Source organism: uncultured Spongiibacter sp. (assembly GCF_964011655.1).
Taxonomy (GTDB): Bacteria; Pseudomonadota; Gammaproteobacteria; order Pseudomonadales; family Spongiibacteraceae; genus Spongiibacter; species Spongiibacter marinus.
This window is the reverse complement of the sequence record NZ_CAXGPO010000003.1, coordinates 131,012-153,293: the sequence shown is the minus strand read 5'-3', so window position 1 is coordinate 153,293 and position 22,282 is coordinate 131,012. Positions and strand designations below refer to the sequence as shown.

Annotated in this window: 21 protein-coding genes; 17 read left to right on the top strand and 4 right to left on the bottom strand. The window is 54.9% G+C overall.

The window, feature by feature from the left end:
* From ABNS66_RS03165 to ABNS66_RS03125, 9 genes are all read left to right on the top strand, one after another.
* Positions 1-1,203 (top strand): acyl-CoA dehydrogenase (locus ABNS66_RS03165; RefSeq protein ID WP_348655201.1); only part of this gene is annotated, 1,203 nt, incomplete at its 5' end.
* A gap of 10 nt (positions 1,204-1,213) precedes the next feature.
* Complete coding sequence (locus ABNS66_RS03160) at positions 1,214-2,263, top strand: acyl-CoA dehydrogenase family protein (RefSeq protein WP_286838223.1); 1,050 nt, start codon at positions 1,214-1,216, stop codon at positions 2,261-2,263.
* A gap of 44 nt (positions 2,264-2,307) precedes the next feature.
* Positions 2,308-3,456: an acetyl-CoA C-acetyltransferase gene (locus tag ABNS66_RS03155; protein WP_204996881.1), complete on the top strand. Its 1,149-nt coding sequence runs from the start codon at positions 2,308-2,310 to the stop codon at positions 3,454-3,456.
* Between the two features lie 196 nt (positions 3,457-3,652).
* Positions 3,653-4,537, top strand: a complete 885-nt coding sequence (locus tag ABNS66_RS03150; RefSeq protein WP_204996882.1) for an SDR family oxidoreductase — start codon at positions 3,653-3,655, stop codon at positions 4,535-4,537.
* A gap of 35 nt (positions 4,538-4,572) precedes the next feature.
* Positions 4,573-5,112 (top strand): YfaZ family outer membrane protein, encoded by a 540-nt coding sequence (locus tag ABNS66_RS03145; RefSeq protein WP_286838225.1) that lies wholly within the window; start codon positions 4,573-4,575, stop codon positions 5,110-5,112.
* 34 nt (positions 5,113-5,146) lie between these two features.
* A complete protein-coding gene (locus ABNS66_RS03140; RefSeq protein WP_286838227.1) occupies positions 5,147-6,298 on the top strand; it encodes an acyl-CoA dehydrogenase family protein in 1,152 nt (383 codons plus the stop codon).
* Positions 6,299-6,383: 85 nt separating this feature from the next.
* Positions 6,384-7,574: an acyl-CoA dehydrogenase family protein gene (locus ABNS66_RS03135; protein ID WP_286694746.1), complete on the top strand. Its 1,191-nt coding sequence runs from the start codon at positions 6,384-6,386 to the stop codon at positions 7,572-7,574.
* A gap of 70 nt (positions 7,575-7,644) precedes the next feature.
* Positions 7,645-8,433 carry an SDR family oxidoreductase gene (locus tag ABNS66_RS03130; RefSeq protein ID WP_204996886.1) on the top strand — a complete coding sequence of 263 codons (789 nt, stop codon included), beginning with the start codon at positions 7,645-7,647 and terminating at the stop codon, positions 8,431-8,433.
* Positions 8,434-8,525: 92 nt separating this feature from the next.
* Positions 8,526-9,728: an acetyl-CoA C-acyltransferase gene (locus ABNS66_RS03125; RefSeq protein WP_204996887.1), complete on the top strand. Its 1,203-nt coding sequence runs from the start codon at positions 8,526-8,528 to the stop codon at positions 9,726-9,728.
* Positions 9,729-9,808: 80 nt separating this feature from the next.
* On the opposite strand, the gene ABNS66_RS03120 is transcribed toward ABNS66_RS03125, so the two are convergent.
* From ABNS66_RS03120 to ABNS66_RS03110, 3 genes are all read right to left on the bottom strand, one after another.
* Positions 9,809-10,189: a rhodanese-like domain-containing protein gene (locus ABNS66_RS03120; RefSeq protein WP_286838233.1), complete on the bottom strand. Its 381-nt coding sequence runs from the start codon at positions 10,187-10,189 to the stop codon at positions 9,809-9,811.
* Positions 10,190-10,216: 27 nt separating this feature from the next.
* Positions 10,217-10,870 (bottom strand): peroxiredoxin, encoded by a 654-nt coding sequence (locus ABNS66_RS03115; protein WP_204996889.1) that lies wholly within the window; start codon positions 10,868-10,870, stop codon positions 10,217-10,219.
* Positions 10,871-11,057: 187 nt separating this feature from the next.
* A complete protein-coding gene (locus ABNS66_RS03110; protein ID WP_286838235.1) occupies positions 11,058-11,834 on the bottom strand; it encodes an EAL domain-containing protein in 777 nt (258 codons plus the stop codon).
* 297 nt (positions 11,835-12,131) lie between these two features.
* On the opposite strand from ABNS66_RS03110, the gene ABNS66_RS03105 reads away from it, so the two are divergent.
* From ABNS66_RS03105 to ABNS66_RS03070, 8 genes are all read left to right on the top strand, one after another.
* Positions 12,132-12,893 (top strand): SDR family NAD(P)-dependent oxidoreductase, encoded by a 762-nt coding sequence (locus tag ABNS66_RS03105; protein WP_286838237.1) that lies wholly within the window; start codon positions 12,132-12,134, stop codon positions 12,891-12,893.
* A gap of 14 nt (positions 12,894-12,907) precedes the next feature.
* Entirely contained in the window at positions 12,908-14,059 is a 1,152-nt protein-coding gene (locus ABNS66_RS03100) for an acyl-CoA dehydrogenase family protein (RefSeq protein ID WP_286838238.1), read from the top strand.
* Between the two features lie 41 nt (positions 14,060-14,100).
* On the top strand, positions 14,101-15,279 hold the full coding sequence (locus ABNS66_RS03095; RefSeq protein WP_286838239.1) for an acetyl-CoA C-acyltransferase: 1,179 nt from the start codon (positions 14,101-14,103) through the stop codon (positions 15,277-15,279).
* 447 nt (positions 15,280-15,726) lie between these two features.
* The gene (locus ABNS66_RS03090) at positions 15,727-18,285 is read left to right on the top strand and encodes an ATP-binding protein (RefSeq protein ID WP_348655200.1); all 2,559 of its coding nucleotides are present in this window, start codon (positions 15,727-15,729) and stop codon (positions 18,283-18,285) included.
* Positions 18,286-19,473: 1,188 nt separating this feature from the next.
* Positions 19,474-19,884, top strand: coding sequence for a VOC family protein (locus tag ABNS66_RS03085; protein ID WP_286838242.1), 411 nt, complete (start codon positions 19,474-19,476; stop codon positions 19,882-19,884).
* Between the two features lie 638 nt (positions 19,885-20,522).
* The gene (locus ABNS66_RS03080; protein ID WP_286838244.1) at positions 20,523-20,903 is read left to right on the top strand and encodes a DUF4345 family protein; all 381 of its coding nucleotides are present in this window, start codon (positions 20,523-20,525) and stop codon (positions 20,901-20,903) included.
* Positions 20,904-20,930: 27 nt separating this feature from the next.
* Positions 20,931-21,281 (top strand): nuclear transport factor 2 family protein, encoded by a 351-nt coding sequence (locus ABNS66_RS03075; protein ID WP_286838245.1) that lies wholly within the window; start codon positions 20,931-20,933, stop codon positions 21,279-21,281.
* A gap of 108 nt (positions 21,282-21,389) precedes the next feature.
* On the top strand, positions 21,390-21,728 hold the full coding sequence (locus ABNS66_RS03070) for a DUF2834 domain-containing protein (protein WP_286694757.1): 339 nt from the start codon (positions 21,390-21,392) through the stop codon (positions 21,726-21,728).
* Between the two features lie 39 nt (positions 21,729-21,767).
* Here ABNS66_RS03070 and ABNS66_RS03065 read toward each other — a convergent pair whose 3' ends face one another.
* Entirely contained in the window at positions 21,768-22,268 is a 501-nt protein-coding gene (locus tag ABNS66_RS03065) for a lactoylglutathione lyase family protein (protein ID WP_286694758.1), read from the bottom strand.
* Positions 22,269-22,282 lie beyond the last annotated feature (14 nt).

Below are 22,282 nucleotides of genomic sequence, written 5' to 3'. Positions count from 1 at the left end.
CCCGCCGCTGAACCGAGACGAGAATCACCCATGAAACTCGAATACACCGCAGAGCACCAAGCCTTTCGCGAAGAAGTTCGCAGCTGGTTAAAGGCCAATGTTCCCGCCGAGCCCTTGAAGTCTTTCGACACCGAAGAAGGCTTCCAGCAGCACCGCGAGTGGGAGGCCAAATTGTACGAAGGCCGCTGGGGAATGATCACCTGGCCGGAAGAAATGGGTGGCCGTGGCGCCGACCTATTACAGTGGTTGATCTTTGAAGAAGAGTACTACGCGGCGTCTGCGCCACTGCGGGTAAACCAAAACGGCATTTTCCTGCTTGGCCCCACTTTGATGGAATACGGCACCGAAGAGCAGAAAAAGCGCTTCCTTAATGGCATGGCCACCGGCAAGGATATTTGGTGTCAGGGTTGGTCTGAGCCGAATGCCGGTTCTGATATGGCCGCCATCCGCTCGCGAGCAGACCTTAGCGAAGACGGTAGCCACTACATTATCAACGGTCAAAAAACCTGGTCGACCCGCGCGGTATGGGCCGATTGGTGTTTTGGTATGTTCCGCACCGACCCCGAGTCAGAGCGCCATCGCGGCCTGACCTTTATTCTGGTGCCACTGGACAGCGAGGGCATTACCGTTCGTCCTATTCCTCAGTTGGACGGCTTGCCGGGCTTTGCTGAAATCTTCTTCGACAATGTCAAAGTGCCTGTCGACTGCCGTCTGGGCGGTGAAGGTGAGGGCTGGAGCGTGGCGATGGCCACCGCGGGTTTTGAACGCGGTTTGATGCTGCGCTCACCGGCGCGTTTCCAGGAAACAGCGAAACGCTTGGTAGAGCTGTACAAAGCTAATCAAGAAACGGCCGATGAAGATCCCAGCATTCGCGAAGCAGTGCTGCGCGCCTATATGGATGCCGAGGCGTACTGCCTGACGACCTACCAAACGGCTTGCCGACTAATGCAGGGTGGAAAAATCGGTGCCGAGGCCTCGACAAATAAAATTTTCTGGTCTGAGCTCGACCAGCAAATGCACGCCACCGCGCTGAAAATTCTTGAAACCCGCGGCGAGCTGCTGCCCGAGTCGCCCGATGCCGGTGACGTTGGCCGCTGGTTAGACGGTTGGCTGTTTGCCCAGTCCGGGCCGATTTATGCCGGCACCAACGAGATTCAACGCAACATCATTGCAGAGCGTATGCTCGGCATGCCGCGCAAATAAGGAGACTGACATGGACTTTACCTTTAGCGAAGATCAGCTCTTGTTTCAGGAATCAGTGCGCGACTTTCTGGTGAATGAAATTACCCCCGACAAAATTCGTCAGCTGTGGGAAACCGATAGCGGTCGCAGCGATGAACTGTGGCAGCAATTGGCCGAGTTGGGCCTGACCGGGCTGACAGTTCCCGAAGACTTCGGCGGGCTGGGCATGAACGAACTGGACTTCGTCCTGCTGGCTCAGGAAGCCGGCTACGTCGCCCTGTCTGAGCCGCTGGTGAATAGTGTGCTAGTGGCAACGCCGCTGCTTAGTGAATGTGGTAATAGCGCGATTGCTGAGCAGTGGTTGCCAAAAATCGCCTCGGGTGAGGCGCGTGCGGTGGTGGGGCTGGCGGTGAACAAGTTGGTGGAAGACGCCCATTGCGCCGATCTGCTGCTGCTGGAAAAAGACGGCGCGATCTATGCGGTAGAAGCCGCCAATGCCAGCCTGCGAGCCAATGAATCTGTCGACCCCGGTCGCAAATTATTTGCTGTGGACTTCGACCCCGCGGCGGCGGTTTGTCTGGCCGAGGGCGATGCCGCCCAGGCGTTGATCAACAAAGCGTTGAATCGCGGCGCACTGGGTGTGGCCGCGCAGTCGCTGGGTCTGGCTCAACGAATGATCGATTTGTCGGTGCAATACACCAGCGAGCGCAAACAGTTTGGCGTGGCCATTGGCAGCTTCCAGGCCGTTAAGCACCACATGGCGAATATCGCCTACAAACTGGAATACGCCAAAACACCGGTTTATCGCGCTGCTTATGATATTGCCAACGACACGCCGCGCGCAGAATTGTCGGTGAGCCACGCGAAACTGGCCGCCTGTGAAGTGGCCGACCTCGCGGCGAAAAACAGCATCCAGGTTCACGGTGCGATGGGCTACACCTGGGAAGTGGACCTACACATCTTTATGAAGCGCGCCTGGGCATTTAACAGCAGTTATGGCACGGCAGGCTTCCATAAAAATCGCGTGGCCGCCGCACTGCTGGCCGATAACGCCGCACTCGGTGCCGGCGCAACTTTTTAATTGACGGTTATCGCCTGCCGAGCGGGCAATAAGAGGAAACTATTATGGCAGAAGCCTACATTGTCGATGCAGTGAGAAGCCCCACCGGGCGCCGCAAGGGCGGCTTGGCGCAGATCCACGGCGCCGACCTCGGCGCTCACGTGCTCAAGGCCATTGTTGAGCGCAACGGCATTCCCGATAACGAATACGACGATGTGATCTTCGGCTGCGTCGATACCATCGGCCCCTTGGCCGGTGACATCGCGCGCACGGCTTGGCTGGCAGCGGGCCTGTCGCAAGAGGTGCCGGGCACCACTATTGACCGTCAGTGTGGTTCCTCGCAGCAGGCGGTTCACTTCGCCGCGCAGGCGGTAATGTCTGGCACCCAAGATGTAGTGATCGCCGGCGGCGTGCAAACCATGACCCAGATCCCCATTTCTTCGGCCATGACAGCCGCTGAGCCGCTGGGCTTTAAAGACCCGTTCTCCGGCTCTGAAGGCTGGGTTGCCCGTTACGGCGCTAAGCCGCCAACGCAATTCAATTCCGCGCAGATGATTGCCGACAAGTGGGAGCTGAGTCGTCGCGACCTGGAAGAGTACTCGCTGGAGTCGCACCGCCGCGCATTGCAGGCCATTAAAGAAGGCCGCTTTGACCGCGAAGTGCTGCCCCTGGCTGGCGTTCAACACGATGAAACCCCCCGCGAGACGAGCTTGGAAAAAATGGCCGAGCTGGATTACCTGTTCGGTTGCGACAAAGTCACTGCCGCGGTGTCCAGCCAAACCTGTGACGGCTCAAGCGCCGTGTTGGTGGTGAGCGAAGCGGCGCTCAAGCGTTATAACTTAACGCCGCGTGCACGTATTCACCATATGAGTGTGCGCGCTGACGACCCAATTTGGATGCTGACTGCGCCGATTCCTGCCACGGAGTATGCGCTGAAAAAAGCCGGCATGAGCCTGGCGGATATCGATGTTGTTGAAATCAACGAAGCCTTTGCTTCAGTCGTCATGGCGTGGCTTAAGGAAACCGGCTACGACCACGCTAAAACCAATATCAACGGCGGCGGCATTGCTCTGGGTCACCCACTTGGGGCGACCGGCACGCGCTTGATGACAACGCTGTTGCATGAGCTGGAGCGCAGCGGCGGTCGCTATGGTTTGCAGACCATGTGTGAGGGTGGTGGCCAGGCCAATGTCACCATCATCGAGCGTCTATAGCGGAACGCCATCTGCAAGCGGCTGGCGGCGTTGCCAAGCCTTTTTAAGACGGTCATTTACGGCTTTGTAAACTCCCGACTTAAAACGTCTCGGCGCCTTGCCAGCCACACGCAGCTGACGCTCTCAGTAGCGGTGGTCATTCAAATTTAAGCGCGCCGTGTGATCGGCGCAGAGAAGAAACAAGAGAGGATCTGCAATGGGTATTTGTCAGGATCGTGTAGTGATTATCACCGGTGCCGGTGGTGGTTTGGGCGCGGCACACGCCAAGGTATTTGCCAGTGAAGGCGCCAAGGTGATCGTTAACGATATTAATCAAGACGCTGCGCAAAAAGTGGTCGATGAGATTACGGCCGCTGGCGGCACCGCGATTGTTAACACCTCAGATATCACCAACTACGACGATAGCCTCAATGCGGTGAAGCAGGCCATTGATACCTTTGGCGACCTGCATGTGGTGCTGAACAACGCGGGTATTAACCGTGACCGCATGTTCGCCTCAATGACCGAAGCCGATTGGGACGCCATTATGGCGGTTCACCTGAAGGGCCATTTCTGCATCACCTCCCATGCGGTTCACTACTGGCGCGGTCAGTCCAAAGAGGGCAAGGCCGTGGACGCACGCATTATCAACACCACCTCCGGCGCTGGCCTGCAAGGCTCTGTCGGTCAGTCGAACTACGCAGCGGCCAAGGCCGGTATTGCGGCGCTTACGCTTAACCAGGCCGCCGAGCTGGCGCGCTACGGCATTACTGCCAACGCCATCGCGCCAGCGGCCCGCACGGGCATGACAACCGCCGTTGAATCCATGGCGCAGCGCATGGCCAAGCCGGACGATGGCAGCTTTGACTATTGGGCACCGGAAAACGTGTCGTCATTGTTGGTGTGGTTGGCGAGCGCGGAAGCAGCCTCAGTGAGCGGCAAAGTGTTTGAAGCCGAGGGCGGCAAAATTTCCATTGCCGATGGCTGGCGCAAAGGCCCCGAGGTCGATAAAGGCGATCGCTGGGCACCAGCGGAAGTTGGCCAGGCTGTCGAGAAGCTATTGGCAGAGGCAGTTCCCGCGCAGAAAGTGTATGGTAGCTGATTTTCTAGGACATCAATCCACGGAGAATCAACACCATGAAATCACCGCTACTCGCTGCAGTACTGCTTGCCACCACCGCGCATAGCGCCCTGGCGGGAGGCGTTGCCTTCCGCTTTGGCGATGAGAGCTTTGGAGCATCGATTGCCGGCGACATCGGCCCGGAAACCAGTGCGCAATTCGACTGGTTGCACCACGAAGACGATGCAGACCTGCTGTCTGCCGGCCTGTATGCCAACGGCCGTCGCGGCGCCTTAACCGGCCGCGTGGGTGCCAAAGCCGTGACGCTAACGGCCGACGACAGCGGTTTCGATGGTGGCGTTCTGGCCTTTGGCGGTGATCTGAGCCTGCCACTGAACGACGTACTACGTTTGCGCGGCGGTATTTACTACGGCCCTGAAGCCACTGGTTTTAGCGACGTGGACGGCTACAGCGAATGGTCGCTTAGCGCTGAAATATCAATCTTTCAAAACTCAGCAATTCAGCTGGGATTTGGTGACATCGAATTCGACGCCGAGAAGGGCGGTGAGTTCGACTTTGAAGACGGTCCCTTTGTGCGCTTGCAGCTGCGGCTGTAAGGTCACGGGGTCTCCGTCGTGAACTGGAGTCTGTATGGATTTTGCGTTTACCGACGAACAGCAAATGATCCGCGATACGGCGGAGGCCTTTCTTAAAGATACATCCACCAGCGAAGCGGTGCGCACCGCAATGGTGTCTGAGCTGGGTTACGATGCCGAGCTATGGCAGCGCCTGTGTGGCGAGATGTATTGGCAAGCCATTCATATTCCCGAGGCCTACGGTGGTCTCGGGCTTTCCTATATCGAGCTGATTGCCATTGTTGAACAAATGGGCCGCTACCTGCTGTGCGCGCCGTATTTTTCAACCGTGTGCCTGGCCACCAATGCACTGCTGTGTGCGGGTTCCGAAGAGCAAAAGGCCGAGCACCTGGGCGCGATTTGCGAAGGTAAAACTGCCACGCTGGCGTGGAGTAATACTGGCGGCTGGACGGCCGACTCGGTCAGCGCCAGCGCGCGCAAGGACGGCGACGATTATCTGCTAAACGGTGACTACCGCTATGTTATCGACGGCGCCAGTGCCGAATTGCTGATTCTTGCGGCTAAAGAAGAAGGTAGCGATGCGGTGCTGTTGTTCGCTGTGGATGCCGCAGCGGCCGGTATTGAACGCCAAGCGCTACCGACCATGGACCAGACGCGTCGCCAGGCAGCCATACAGCTTAAAGACCTGCGTGTGCCTGCCGGTGCCAAGCTGGCGTGTGAGTCAGGCGATGCGGCCGATGCACTGAATAAAACCCTGCAACTGGCCACTGTTGCGCTGGCAGCAGAGCAAGCGGGTGGCATGCAGCAATTGCTGTCTTCAGCGGTGGAGTACACCCAAGAGCGCAAGCAGTTTAATCGCCCGATTGCTAGCTTCCAGTCTATTAAGCACAAAGCGGCAGACATGATGATGCGCAACGAAGTAGCGCGCTCATCCATTTACTACGCAGCCTGTGTTGCCGACGAAGCCCTCACTGGTGGCGAGCTTAGCGCCGAACTTCCCGAAGCCGCCAGTATCGCGAAGGCCTGGTGCTCCGAGGCGTATTTCAAAAATGCTGGCGAAGCCATGCAGATGCACGGCGGTGTGGGCTTCACCTGGGAATACGACGTTCACCTGTATTTCAAACGCGCCAAAGCCAGCGAACACCTGCTGGGTAACAGCGATCAACACCGCGAAAATATTGCCGCCCTGCTGCTCGACGGCGAATAGCCACAGAGTAATAAGCAGCCATTGGCAGGCAAATAGATCGCGCGACGATCTGCGTGTGCAACGAATACGCTAAGCGAGAGCAAGTATGAAATTACAATTCAGCGAAAAAGACGAAGCCTTCCGCAAAGAGATTGCGGGCTGGTTGGCCGACAATCTTACCGGTGAGTTTGCCCAGCTCAAATTTCGCGGTGGCCCCGGCGACGAACATATGTTCCCCGAGGAGCGCAAACGCTGGGAGCAGAAACTGGCCGAAGGCGGTTGGACCTGTGTGGGTTGGCCAACGGAATACGGCGGCCGTGGTTTGTCGATCGAGCAGCAAGTTATTTTTTATGAAGAATACGCCCGCGCTGGTGCGCCCGGTCGTATGGGCCATATCGGCGACGGCCTTACCGGACCAACACTAATTGCCTTTGGCAGCGAGGCGCAAAAAGCCAAGTATCTGCCGGGTATTCTGGCGGGTACCGAATTCTGGTGTCAGGGCTATTCCGAGCCGGGAGCTGGCTCAGACCTGGCCAATGTAAAAACCAAGGCCCGCTTTGACGAGGCGAAAGGCAAGTGGGTAATCAATGGCCAGAAGGTCTGGACCTCACTGGCCCACGAGTCGGAATACTGCTTTGTTATCGCCCGCACCGACCCTGATTCAAAGGCGCATAAAGGGCTGGGTTTCTTCCTGGTAAAAATGGATCAACCCGGGGTGACGGTGCGCCCCATCGAGCAAATTACCGGCACGTCAGAGTTTAACGAAGTGTTCTTTGACGACGCCGAGTGCGATGCCGATGACATTGTTGGCGAACCCGGCGACGGCTGGAAAGTGGCGATGGGCTTGCTCGGTTTTGAGCGCGGCGTATCCACACTCGGTCAGCAAATGGCCTTCCAAAATGAGCTCAACGAGGTGGTAAAACTGGCCCGTGAAAACGGCGCAGCTAACGACCCTCAGATCCGCCAGCGAATTGCCCAGGCTCACATTGGCCTGAAAATCATGCGCTACAACAGCATGCGTATGCTGTCTGGCGACAAGGGGGACGGCAGTCTGCAAAAAGAGGCGCTGATCTACAAATTGTACTGGGCGAGCTGGCACCGCGACCTCGGTGAGCTGGCGGTGGATATTATGGGGCCGGAGGCGACGATTTTGCCGGAGGCGCCCTACGAGCTAAACCGTCTGCAGTCGCTATTCTTGTTTACCCGCTCAGATACCATTTACGGCGGCACCAACCAGATTCAGCGCAATATTATTGCCGAGCGCGGCTTGGGAATGCCCAAAGAACCCAAGTGGTAAAGCCGTAACAAACAACCACAACGACAGTTAAAAACGCGCTGCGCTGGTCGGCGCGCAATGGAGCGATAGAATGAGTGTGAAGATTCCAGAATACGTGGCAGGCCACGGCCTGCTCAAGGGCAAGTCGGTATTGATTACCGCCGCGGCAGGTGCCGGCATTGGCTTTGCGGCGGCTAAGCGCGCCGTAGAAGAGGGCTGCCGGAGTATTGTTATTAGCGACATCCACGAGGGCCGCTTGAACGATGCCGTGGAGCGTTTAAAAAGCGAAACGGGCTTGGAGCAAGTTGCTGGTAAAGTCTGCAATGTTGCCGTCGAGGATGATGTTCAGGCGCTGATCGGTTTTGCTGAAGAGTTCTGCGGTGGCGTGGACGTATTGATTAACAACGCGGGTCTTGGCACCACCAAGTCATTGATCGATATGGAAGACGCCGAGTGGGACAAGGTCATCGACGTTACCCTAAATGGCACTATGCGCATGACTCGCCAGATGATGCGCACCATGAAGGCTCGCGGTGCTGGCGTGATCGTTAACAATGCCTCGGTACTGGGCTGGCGCGCGCAAAAAGAGCAGTCTCACTATGCCGCTGCCAAGGCGGGTGTGATGGCACTGACGCGTTGCGCGGCGCTGGAAGCAGCCGATTTTGGCGTGCGCATTAACGCCGTGTCGCCGTCGCTGGCGGTTCACCCGATGCTGAAGAAATCAGCGCCAGAAGAATTGCTGGCCGAACTGGAAGGCCGCGAAGCCTTCGGGCGCGGCGCCGAGGTGTGGGAAGTGGCTAACGTCATGATGTTTTTGGCGTCAGATTATTCTAGCTACCTGACCGGAGAAATCATCAGCTGCTCTTCGCAACGGGCCTAAGGCGCGTTAGGCTATCGCAGCCAGCACAGAGCTAATAGAATTCAATCCCGGCGTCGCACGGACATGCGGCGCCTAAGCGAACGAGGTTCAACATGAAAGAAGCCGTCATCGTCTCTACCGCCCGTACCGGCATGGGTAAATCCTTTCGCGGTGCCCTGAACGACACCGAAGCCCCGGCAATGGGTGGTCACGCGGTAAAAGCCGCGGTGGAAAAAGCGGGTATCGACCCCGCATCGGTTGAAGATGTGATCATGGGTGCCGCTGCACAGCAGGGCACACAGGGCTACAACCTGGGCCGTCTGTGTAGCGTTGCCGCGGGTTTGCCTGACACCACGGCGGGCATGACTATCGACCGCCAGTGCAGCTCTGGTTTGATGACCATCGCCTGGGCCGCTAAGTCGATTATGTGTGACGAAATGGACGTTGCCGTTGCCGGTGGCCTGGAGTCGATTTCGCTGGTGCAAACCAAGCACAAGAACACCTACCGCAACGTTTCAAAAACGGTGACGGAAATCGATCCCACGGCGTATATTCCGATGATCGAAACCGCAGAAATTGTTTCCGAGCGCTATGGCATTAGCCGTGAAGCGCAGGATGAATACGCGCTGCAAAGTCAGATGCGTGTCGCGGCGGCGCAGGAAGCCGGTTTGTTTAACGACGAGATCGTGCCCTTTGCGACGCGCATGTCGGTGTTTAACAAAGAAACCAAAGAAGTTACATACAAAGACGTGGTTCTGGATCGCGACGAGTGCAATCGCCCCTCCACTACACTGGAAAGTCTGCAAGGCCTGGCACCGGTTTGGAAAGACGGCCAGTGGGTGAAAGAAGGTCGCTTCATTACTGCCGGTAATGCCTCGCAGTTGTCAGACGGCGCCTCAGCCAGCGTATTGATGGAAGCCAAGCGCGCCGAGCAATTGGGCCTGGCACCTCTGGGCGCTTACCGCGGTATGGCCGTTGCCGGCTGCAAGGCCGACGAAATGGGCATTGGTCCCGTGTTTGCGATTCCCAAGCTGCTTAAGCGTCAGGGTTTGAAAGTCGACGATATCGGCATCTGGGAGCTGAACGAAGCCTTCGCCTGTCAGGTGATTTACTGCCGCGACCAGTTGGGTATCGACAACAACAAATTGAACGTGAATGGCGGCGGTATCTCTATTGGCCACCCCTTCGGTATGAGTGGTGCGCGTCTGGTGGGCCACGCCTTGCTGGAAGCCAAGCGTCGCGGTGAAAAATACGCCGTGGTGACCATGTGTATCGGTGGCGGCATGGGCGCTGCAGCGCTGTTTGAAGTGTTCTAAGAAATTATAAAAAAGCCAAAACTGGCAGGAAGTAAAAACCGCTATGGTGAGAGCCATAGCGGTTTTTTTATACCGGCGACTTATTCAAAATCCGGCAGGCTTGGCGTGACCACCGCTTGGTCAGCCGCTTGCCAGGCTTCGATACCGCCAGCAAGCGAGACCACCTGCTGATAGCCCATTTCCTTCATTGCTGCGGCTGCCAGCGCTGAGCGGCCACTACTTTTACAATAGAGCACCACTTTCTGCATGCGGTCAGCCAGGGCCTCCTCGCTGCTGAGTTTAAACTCCAGCACACCGCGTGGAATATTGATTGCGCCCTCAATATGCCCGGCGTGAAATTCATCTTCCTCACGCACGTCTATAAGGTAGTCAGCATCGGCTATCGCCTGCTTGGCCTCGTCGACATTAACTTCCTGAATGTGGCCTTTTGCCTCTTCAACCATATCGTGAACGGTTTTCATGGTTTCTCCCTTACACGTGGCTGCGTTTTACAAAGACTTGGTACAGAAGTAGAAGTCGGTGCAGTCATAGTCGTTGGACGCCATGCGGGCATTTACATCAGCGGCGGTTTTGGCGGGTGGAACAATCACCTTGTCGCCTTTTTTCCAGCCTTCGGGGGTGGCTACGCCGTGTTCTTCACTGGTTTGCAGTGCTTCCAATAGGCGCAAAAACTCGGGAATTGAGCGGCCGTTACTCATTGGGTAGTACACCATTGCACGCAGCACGCCGTTGGGGTCGATGATAAAGGTCGCGCGTACTGCCGAGGTATCGCCCGCACCCGGGTGGATCATGCCGTAGGCTTTGGCAACGTCCATCTTCAGGTCTTCGATAATCGGGAAGGGAATTTCCACACCGAAGTTCTGCTGAATATTACGCATCCAGGCGATGTGGGAATGAATGCTGTCGATCGATAGACCGAGTAATTCACAGTTGAGAGCGGCAAAGTCGGGGGCCGCTTTGGCAAAGGCGATAAATTCCGTTGTGCATACCGGGGTAAAGTCGGCGGGGTGGGAAAACAGCACCAGCCATTTACCACGGTAATCGCTCAACTGCTTTTGGCCGTCGGTCGTCAGGGCATTAAAGTCGGGAGCAGGTTCGTTGATCCGTGGTAGTCCGGCCACGGGCTGTTGGGTGTCTTCCATCGCAATAGGCTCCGGTAGTGAAAAGTGAGTCTCTAACGTAGCGCCTTAGCGTAATAACTTCAAGGAATATGGTTATTCTAATTTGGAATATATGATTTTACATTTGCTGAGGTCGTGCCGGTGGGGGCGGCTAAATCAACGCTAAGGACAGTATTTATGCAGGGGGAATACCAGCGAGCTGGCAGAGTCAGCGCTTGCTGAGCTGGGAGTCCAGGAGTTGTCGCGCGGCCTCGAGGGTCAGGCCTTCGCCAAAGTAGCGGCCTTGTACAACGCGGGCACCCTGCGCGGCGGCGGCGTCCAGGCAGTGTCGGTTGCCAATACCGTCCACCACGCAACGCCATTGCTGGCTTGTGGCCGCGTCAACGAGTTTGCGTAAGTTGTCGGAGGCTTTGGTGCTGGTGGTCAGCCGTTGGCCGAGGCCCGGAGGTGTCACCACTTCGTGAATAACATCCCTGCTTACTTTGCTCAGGGTGTTTGGGTCTTGATAGAAATCCCGAATCGATATTTTAAAACCAAAGTCGATGAGTCGGCCAAGTGTTGGCAAGTGGTTGTAGAAGTCGTCGAACAAGGTGGGGGGCAATTGCAGAGTGATGTCCTGCGCTGAGGCGCCGCTGTCGTGAAATATCTGTGTTACAGCATTAAAAAAGCCCTCGCTGGCCAGCTCGCTGGGCCGCAGGGTGATGCTCAAGGGAAAGTGATGGCCCATACGCTGCAGCTCGGCATGGGCTTTGAGCGCGCGCAGCAAATAGTAGAGGAAAAAGCTAATACGCTTATTGTGGCGATCAAGAATTCCCAATATGGCTGACTTGGTTAAGGTTTCGTAGCCATCTTTTGCCCAAACCAGATTGGTGTCCATGCCGGTGACCACGCCCTTACTGAGGTCAACCTGGGGAGAGAAGCGCAATTCGAACTCGTGCTTGTCTACCCCGTTAATAATGTCATCAATGCTGATGTCGGTGTTCATCGGTGGCTGGGCTCTCCGTTTGCCAATGGAGCAAAACCGAGGCTGAACAGGCGCCACTACTGCTATGCCAATGCTGAGCCGAACGGGTTAATACACATAAAGTATATATGGGTATTAGTATATTGCCTAACGCTTCCCGTTTGTTGAAAGGCCTAAGCTGCATTTTTTAACAAATTTCCTGCCGCAATATGTCATGGCTTGCCGCTGGGGGCTGCGCGACACTGCTGTCACTGAAAATTGGCCGTCAGCGTTGGTGCTGCATGCGGCCAGCATAACGAGAGAGCAAAGAGGAAGATCATGGAGTTTAACGGCGTTGCAGCAGTAGTGGCCGGCGGGGCATCGGGTTTGGGTGAGGGGGCCGCACGTGCCCTGGCAGCAGAGGGATGTAAGGTCGCCATTTTTGACCTGCAGGAAGAGCGCGGTCGCCAGGTTGCCGATGAACTTGGCGGTATTTTCGTGCGCTGCGATGTGTCGTCTTCAGAAAGTGCTGAGGCCGCTTTTGCCGCAGCGCGCGAGGCCCACGGCCCCTGCGGTATTGCCGTGAACTGTGCAGGCATTGCGCCGGGTTCACGCATTCTGGGTAAGAGCGGCCCCATGCCGCTGGAAAATTTCGACAAGGTGATTCAGGTAAATTTGGTCGGCAGCTTTAATGTTATGCGCTTGGCAGCAGCAGATATGGCCAGTCGCGAGCCCAATGCCGACGGCGAGCGCGGTGCAATCGTCAATACCGCCTCAGTGGCAGCGTTTGAAGGCCAGATCGGTCAGGTTGCCTACAGCGCCTCCAAAGGCGGTGTTGTGGCCATGACTCTGCAAGCCGCACGTGAATTGGCGCGCGAGGGCATTCGTGTAAACACCATCGCACCGGGTTTGTTTATGACGCCGATGATGGCGGGCTTCACCCAAGAGGTGCAAGACAGCCTCGCCGCCACACTGCCGTTCCCCCAGCGCCTTGGGCAGCCAAAGGAATACGGCATGTTGGTTGAGCAGATCGTTAAAAACCCCATTCTCAACGGTGAAACCATTCGCCTGGACTGCGCGCTGCGCATGGCCCCGCGTTAATTCGGAGAAGCGCAATGACAAACGAGGTAAATCGCGAAGAACTGGCTATGTTTGCCGACATGCTAGGTAAAGTACTGGAAGCCGAAGTAGCGCCCCATTACGAGCGCTGGGACGAAGCGGGCATTGTGCCCCGCGAGCTCTGGAATACCCTGGGTGAAGCTGGCCTGCTATGCGTCGATGTAGAGGAAGACTGCGGCGGTTGCGGCGTTCCCTTTGAATACTCGACACTGGTTGCCAGCGAAATTGCGCGCATGGGCTACGGTGCCCTGGCCACCAACGTAATGGTGCACTCAGATATTGTTGCACCCTATATCAGCCACCTTGCCAACGAGGAGCAGAAGCAATACTGGCTGCCGAAAATGGTCAGCGGGGAGGTGGTAGGCGCCATCGCCATGACCGAACCCGGGGCGGGTAGTGACCTGCAGGCCATGCGCACCACCGCCAAAAAAGACGGTGACGACTATATTCTCAATGGCTCCAAAACCTTTATCACCAACGGCCAGCACGCCGGCATGGTTATTGTGGCCGCGAAAACCGACCCCACGGCCGGTGCCCGAGGCATTAGCCTGTTCCTGGTCGATACCTCCTTGCCGGGCTTTGAACGCGGCCGAAACCTCAGCAAGATCGGCCAGCACTGTGGCGATACCTCAGAGCTGTTCTTTGAAGACTGCCGCGTACCCGCTTCGGCGCTGCTGGGGGAAGAGGGCAAGGGTTTTGCCTACCTGATGCAAGAGCTACCGCGCGAGCGCCTGGTGATTGGCGTGATCGCCTGCGGGGCGGCGCGCGGTGTGCTGGACCTGACTATCGACTACGCCAAAGAGCGCGAGCTGTTCGGGCAAACGCTCAGCCAACTGCAAAACACCCGTTTTCGCATGGCCGAAATGGAAAGTGATGCCCAAGTAAATGCGGCGTTTGTCGAGCAGTGCATACAGCAATACAAGCGTGGTGAACTGGATGCCGCCACCGCCTCTATGGCCAAATACAGCGCAACGGAAATGCAGTGCCGGGTTGCCGATGGCTGCTTGCAGTTATTTGGCGGCTACGGTTACACAACGGAATACCCGGTATCCCGCGCCTTTACCGATGCCCGCGTACAGCGAATATATGGCGGTACGTCAGAGGTAATGAAAGAAGTGATCGCGCGATCTCTGCTGGGTAGAGGCTAGTGGCCCATCCACGCTAAACGCACACGAATAGGAAACCAATTATGACAGATAACGTTGTTATTCTCGGTGCCGCGCGCACCGCTATGGGCGGCCTGATGGGAAGCTTGAGCAGTGTTGCCTCGCCGACGTTGGGCGCGGTGTGTATCGCCCAGGCCGTGTCGCGAGCAGGCCTGGACGCATCTGCAGTGGAAGAGGTGATTATGGGCTGCGTGTTGCCCGCTGGCCTGGGCCAGGCACCTGCCAGACAAGCCTCGCGGGCTGCAGGCCTGCCCGATGCTACGCCCTGTACCACCGTGAATAAAATGTGCGGCTCCGGTATGCAGGCGGTCATTGCCGCCCACGACTCTATCAAAGCGGGCAGCAACGGCATTATGGTTGCGGGTGGTATGGAAAACATGAGCCAGGCCCCCTACCTGTTACCCAAAGCGCGTGGCGGAATGCGCATGGGGCACGGCGAAGTGATCGACTCCATGTTGTTCGACGGCCTGCAAGACGCCTACGAGGGCGGCTTAATGGGGGTATTCGCCCAGCGTAGCGCTGACGACTACAACATCAGCCGCGAAACCATGGACGACTTTGCCATCGCTTCGCTAAGCAAAGCCGTGGCGGCAATGGAAAGTGGCGCCTTCAACGATGAAATTGTGCCGGTCACCGTCTCCGGTCGCGGTGGCGACACGGTCGTCGATGCCGACGAACAACCGCCCAAAGCGAAGCCTGAAAAAATCCCCAGCCTGAAACCTGCCTTCGCGAAAGATGGCACCGTAACGGCGGCAAACTCCAGCTCCATTAGCGATGGTGCCTCTGCCTTGGTGTTGGCATCGGAAAGCGCGGCGGCAACCGCCGGGGCAACACCCATTGCGCGAATCGTCGCCCACGCCAGCCATGCCCAACTACCGGCAGAATTTACCCTGGCTCCCATCGGCGCCATCAATAAGGTGTTGGAAAAAGCGGGTTGGCGTCTCGACGACGTTGATCTGTTTGAAATTAACGAAGCCTTTGCCGTGGTCACGCTGCTGGCTATTCAAGAGCTGGGTTTAGATGCCGACAAGGTCAACATACACGGCGGCGCCTGCGCACTGGGCCATCCTATCGGCTCCTCCGGCTCACGAATAATCGTTACCCTTATCAACGCGCTGAAACAGCGCGGCCTAAAGCGCGGCATCGCCTCATTGTGTATCGGTGGTGGTGAGGGAACGGCAGTCGCGATAGAACTGCTGTAACCGCAAACCCCTACAAACGCAGTACACCTCCACAAGGCCTCTTATCGAGGCCTTTTTATTGCCTACAAAAAGCCGTGCGCTACGCCTTCCGCGCTGCGCAATAATCCCGTATATTTTGTTTAACGAGCAGGCGTGCTCGTTTTTCCAGCAAGGAATGCGCGTTAATCCTGAGCGATTTTCAAAAACGCGCCGCAAAACAGCCACATAAGGAAATATGGGCAATATCTATGAGACCCCGCCTCCAAGATTTACACGCATGCGCGTTATCCCTGTCGCGTATTTTCAGATACAGCGCTAATTTTTCAATTAATTCGAACTCTTATGGCAATTTTCGCCAAAGTAGCGCGTGGGCAAACCGAGCGTGCGCGATATATGAATGTTGGGCGGCAAATTCGGGCAAACGGTGGCGCTCATGCGCCACCCATCTGACTAGTTCTAGGTAAAAACATGGCTCCCAGTAATCTGGCGTTTGAAGCTACAACTCTTTGGCTACGGAGCCTCAGGAATGAAGGGGCATACGGCCATGCCAGTGAACTGGAGCGATTGCGCACGGAGCTACGGTCATTTCGAAGTCGCGTTTCCGTTCTCGTAGAAAGGGTTAGCACGGATATTCCAGAACTAACCGTTCACGACGTAACCCACCTGGACGCGCTCTGGGAAACTGCCTCTTTGCTTGTAGGGGAATCGTATCCGCTGAATCCATTGGAGGGCTTCATTCTTGGCGGCGCCATACTGCTACACGATGCGGCGCTTTGCTTCGAGGCTTACGAAGGAGGCTTAACTAAAATTCGAGAAACGGTCGAATGGAAAGATTCATTTGCAGCAGTTTCAGACAGGACAAACAACGAAAGTGCTCGTAAACACTCTGCGGATTTTCAGGCCATACGTTTGCTTCATGCGGGACAGGCAAGTCAGCTTTGTTCTCGTAGTTGGAAGAGCAACGACGCGCCTGAACATTTTTTAATATCGGATGAACACCTGAGGACAAACGTTGGTGAACTCATTGGCCAAATCGCAGCTAGCCATCATTGGTCCATTGAAGAGGTTCAAAGTCAACTTCCTAGGTTTGTTAACAGTCCAAGCGAGTTCCCCTCAGAGTGGACGGTGTGTCCCCAAAAGATTGCCTGCATATTGCGTTGCGCTGATGCTATGCATATCGATGGCAGGAGGGCTCCTGATTTTTTGTACGCTCTGCTCAATAGAAGTGGCGTATCCCTGAGTCATTGGAAGGCCCAGAACTGGATCGGCCGGCCATCAATAGACCCGGTTGATCCAGGGCATCTACTGATCACGTCCACGCGATCATTTGCCGAATCTGATTTCGAGGCTTGGTGGGTAGCGTACGATGCCGCGCGCCTTATCGATCGTGAAATTCGTGCGTCTAATTCACTCTTGAGCGAATTGGACGTGCCGGAAGCTCCTCCATTCGATTGCAAAGGCGTCTCGGGAGTTGATTCACCAAGACTTATGTCTACCTACTTGAGAGTATCTGGTTGGCAACCTTGCAACGCTGAGCTACATGTTGGAAACGTCGAAGGGCTGGTACGGCAATTGGGAGGTGAGCAGCTATATGGCAACACTGACCAACTGTGGGTTGTACTTCGTGAACTCATTCAAAATGCACGCGATGCCATTGCAGCTCGGCAGGTGCTTCAGAGCGATTATGTCGGCTCAGTAACGGTTCGGGTCAAATCTTGTGGCCACTACGAACTCGAGGTAGAGGACGATGGTCTTGGCATGTCAGAGCGCGTCCTGACATCCGTCTTGCTCGACTTTGGGAGCAGTTTCTGGAGCACCGAACTCGTTCGCTCGGAATTTCCTGGCCTGCGTGCGTCCAAGTACAAACCCGTCGGAAGGTTTGGAATTGGTTTTTACTCGGCATTTATGGTTGCAGAGTCTGTCTCTGTAATTAGTCGTAGATGGGATTGCGGACTTGATGATTGCCGAGAATTAAAGTTTAAAAACCAACTTTCACTGCGGCCCTTGATGTGTACGGGAAAAGTTCCTGGCTTTACTTCATCCACGCGAGTGACGCTGCAGCTTAAGGACGATGTAATTCCACAAGGGTTGTCATTCAAGGTCCGCACTCCTCGCATGGGCGCGCAAGAATTTTTCGTCCCATTAGGTGCAATGTTGCAACGCTTGGTCGCAGGGCTTGATGTACAAGTGTATCTTGAGCAAGGAGACGGCGCGAAGTTGTTGCTTCATCCTGGAACGCCAGCAAAGGATGTTCACGACTGGCTTAAAAAGATATCGTTTTCTGAGTTTTTGAATGGCGACGAAAGCGCCGACAAGGTCAGAGGGCATATTCAACGAATGCGGCCCATAACTGTTGGCGATGAACAAATAGGACTTGCTGCGTTATCACTTATGCACGCAGACAGAGGGTTTTTGTCGCTGTTTACAGTAGGCGGCCTTGCCGTGAACCCCAGTGCCTCAGGGCAGGATTCATTCATTGGGTATATCGATTGCCCTCCGTTGACCGCCAAGAGAAATCAGGTTGCGTTAAAAGATCATCCAAATTTTCAGGAAATTTCGAACTGGGCAGAAGAGCAGTTGGGATTGATCCGGTCACAAGGCCTTGATCCAATTGATGCGTGCTTTCTGCCGCACGCTCTCGCTGAGTTTGGAGTTGACCCGCGTCCTGATGGGATGATTTTGCTTGCGCTTGATGATGGAAAGCAGGTAATCGTAAAAATCACCGAAATTCAGTCCATTCTAAGCGCTAAACCACTAGCCTTTCTCACAAGTGATTTGCCTAATCACGTGGACCCGAATAACCATGTGAGAAGTGTTTCTGGCCATGCTTTATACCTGCCGGTGAAAAACTCTTCCTTCAATTCTCTTAAGTTCGAGGGTTCTGTGCCCGCAAATGAAAACTCGCTTGCGTACTTTTTGCACGACACGCTGGTCGCCGCTGGAATCGAACCGAAGTGGGGCACCATCGAAGGCGTTGGACAGAACATTTTTGGAATGCAGTTAAATGCTCGAACTCTATCTATATAGCCCCGATCTGGTTAGCAATTTGGAAACCTGTTTTGTAGTTAATCTAGCCACGGTGGAGTTGCCGCCCAACAAATCGTTGCAGCGGACGTTTGACCCGCCACCCATTTTTGCTGCCGCAAAACGGCCGTCGCCTCAAGCGCCGCTGAACTTAGGCGTTAAGCGTTTTCATACGGGATAGGTCATAGCATAAATGATTGCGTGGGATACGAAATCGCGAGAGAAATGGGCTCCACACATCGACGTTGCTAACGCCCGAATAAATAGTTGTGTGCTCTGCGAGCAGAAAATTGATTGGAGTTACTATCCAGCGGATTGGTTAAAACAGTGCGGCGCAAAGCCTTACAGCCATACTTGTCGATTCTGCGGATGTTCATGTGCTTACTATTTGCGTCAGGACCAGAGTGATCGTCAACAACTAATGGCCCTCAACTGTCCGCAGTTTTTCCCCGCGTTACTATTCAATAGGTGCCCGATTACTGCGAAAAATAGTGATACACCTATTGTATGCCGCATTGCTCATACCGCGACATTATGGTTATCAAAAGCGGTACAGCAAGCTGCCTCCGATCATCGTTATGTTGAAGCGTTTCAGACCTATTCGCTTGTATTTGAATCAGTGCTTCGCTGTGCTTGGCTTTTTCGAGGGTTAGAAAATCCTAGTGGCACCTTAGGCAAGTTAGTGGGAAAGGCTAAACGGCAGAAATTCATTTCAGAGGAAGACGGAAGTCCGTTTGAACACTTCATATCGATCCGGAACGATTTGACGCATGGGGATTGGGTTGAATGGCCTCATTACGGAGGGCAATCCATTGGCCAGGAGGTTGCAGGAAGAATATGGGCGTGGTGGTTTCACGAAGATGGTTATATGAGAAGTACCCGTGCGCTGTACTCTACGTGGCCCAATGCATAAATCAACTTCCCAGTATGAAAAAACAATATTGCACAGCTTCCTGCTTGGTGAAAAGTAGCACACCAAACGCTTATTGTCGCAGCGCAAAATCAGCGCTGCTGGGGTGGGTTCGGCGTTGTTTTAACCGCTCCAATTGCGGGAATTGAAAGTATATTAACTGATTTTAGATATTAACTTGCCAAATCGTCTCTATTGTATCGACGTTGATCCAAGCCAAGTGACAAACCACTCCGCTAAGTGGAATTCAATAGGATCGCCTATGGGCGATAGGAGATAAAATGGACGTTAAGTGTATTGCAGGGTTTGCGACAATAACAAAAGACCCGGCGGCGAGTGCATCCTTGTATAAAGATGCTTTGGGTTTGCCATTGGAAGCGATGGATGACTATCGTTTTATGGACCGGTTTCCCGGCGCGAACCACTTTGGGGTATGGCCGCTGGCGATGGCAGCGCAGTCCTGCTTTGGTCAGGATGAATGGCCGCCGGAGTTTGCGGAGCCTAGCTCAACCATAGAGTTTGAGCTGGCCGATGCAGCGGCGGTCGAGGCGGCCGTGTACGAAATGAAAGAGAAAGGGCAGGCTTTTATTCATGAGGCGCGCACGGAGCCTTGGGGGCAGACAATTGCTCGCTTTATGAGTCCCGAGGGCGTGTTGATAGGGCTTAGTTACGCGCCTTGGCTTCACGAATAGCTATTAGTCACCTCGCCCAGCGGGCGCTGGGGCAGGGGTGGGCCGCTTGACTTTGCGAAGCTTCGCGGACTGTCTACAGGCCGGGACTTCAAACCCCGGAAGGTGTTACTACCCTTATCGAGCCTTGAATCGCTTTTGGCTGCGAAGCTTGAGTAGCCACGAGGATCGGTTCTTTTCTGCGTCGTGGAATACGGCGATGGTGAAGAAAAACATCAGTAAAAGTATCACGTGAGCCGCTAAACTGATGCCAAAGTAGATGATGCTCCCTACGTACATAGCGAAGCTGAAGCTTCACATAGCAGCCAGGATCGTCATGATATAAAACCGGCTAACAGGGTCCGGTATGTGTCTTAGCGGATTTCTGTTTGAGTCAAAAATGTAGGTGTAACCGTCGTATGTGCGAAGTAGTAATTGTTTCATGGCGGATGCTCTTATTGTGATTTATGGTAAGAGCTTCGCGGTTGGCTTTGGATTCGAGCCCATCTGCGCGACGGATCGGCTTTAGGCAGCGTAGCCGGAGGCGTAGAGATATCTAACGCTATTTTTCGAAAGACTTGCATCGCGCATATCGGATAACGGTTATCAGGCGAGAGCCTTTGTTTGTTAGCAGCCTTACTACGACAGGAGCACTGATTACTATGAGCAAAGTCTTTGTACTTGCCACGGCCTTGATTTTCTTTGTGTATGGCCTGCTGTTCTTTGCAATGCCACTAGAGACCTTTGGCTTTGTTGTTGATGGCTCGGTGACATCCAGTTCTGCGGTTATCGATTTGCGAGCGACCTACGGCGGCATGTCGGCAGCAGTGGGGGTGATCTTGTTGCTGCTGGCCAGCAACGTAAACACTCTGCGGGTTGCTGTGGTTAGCGTTTTTTTGTTGATGTTTGGCATGGCGTTTGGACGCTCTTTGGGCATATATCTTGATGGCGGTGCAAACGCTTATATGTACGGCTATCTCATTTTGGAGTTGGCAGCATGCGCAATTGCGCTGCTGTTGTTGAAGGTTGATCGAGCACAGTAAAACGTATTTTTATAGGAAGTTGTAAGCATGGATAAGCGGCAGGCCGAGGCCTTTGCACAGGAGTGGGTATCGGCATGGAATTCCCACGATTTAAATGAAATTCTGGCTCACTATGACGATGACTTTGAAATGTCATCGCCAGCGATTATTCAGTTAACCGGAGAGCCCAGCGGTACGCTGCGTGGCAAAGCTGCCGTCGGCGAGTACTGGTCGGGGGCGCTTAAAAAATTCCCGGATTTGCATTTCACCTTGCTGCATACATTGTGCGGCGCCAATAGTGTCGCGTTGGTGTATGAGGGCGTGTTGGGGCTTTCGAACGAAGTTTTCCACTTTGGAGACAACGGTAAAGTCATCCGCGCCTACGCTCACTATTCCTAACACAACGCCTAGCTACAACACCTAGCCACACGCTCCAGAGCAGGCTCGCCATGCGGTAACGCGGCGGGATACACTGACCGGCAAAAATAGAAATAGGTAGGGGGCGTGATGTCAGAGTCGGTTTTTAGGGGGCTGCTGGTTTTGGCAGCGGTGTTTTTCACCGTGTTCTTCTCTGCGGTGGTTGTGCCGCCGTTGTTGGAAAACCCGGATATTATCGGCGCGTTCGCGGCGGGTTTTGTAAACCCATTTTCAACGGGCTACTCAACCGATGTATTGGTGTGTTGGGCGGTGTTGGCGGTCTGGGTGGTTTTTGAGGCCAGGCAATACGGCGTTCGGCATGGTTGGGTGTGTTTGCTTGTTGGCGTGGTGCCAGGTGTCGCGGTGGGATTTGCCGGGTATCTACTGCTGCGTGCCAGGCAGGTGAGGCAGCAGGCGAATGAAGCTTGACGCTTACCGATAGCCCCCGATAGCGGGGGCGAGCACGTGTTAATAGGCGCCTTCGCTGTAAATCAATTCATAGCTGTGGCTGTAAATTTCTAGAATATTGCCGAAGGGGTCTTCCATGTAGATCATCCGGTAGGGCTTTTCTCCGGGATAGTAATAGCGGGGTTTTTCCATACGTTTTTTGCCCCCGGCAGCGACGATACGTTCCGCGAGTTCCTCTACGTTCGGGTCTTGGACGCAAAAATGGAATACGCCGGTTTTCCAGTATTCAAAGTTATTGTCGGGGTTGCTTTGGTTATTGAATTGAAACAGCTCCACGCCAATGCGGTCGCCCGTTGACAGATGGGCAATGCGGAAGCTGCCCCAACCTGCGCCAAATACGTCTGTGCACATTTCTCCAATGGCGCTCTCGTCTTCCACAATCTCGGTCGGCGCCATAATCAAATACCAGCCCATCACTTCGGTGTAGAAGCTAACGGCCTCATCGAGATTGGGTACGGAAATGCCGATATGCGAAAAATTGCGTGGGTAAACCTGCTTCATCTTTCCTGCTCCTA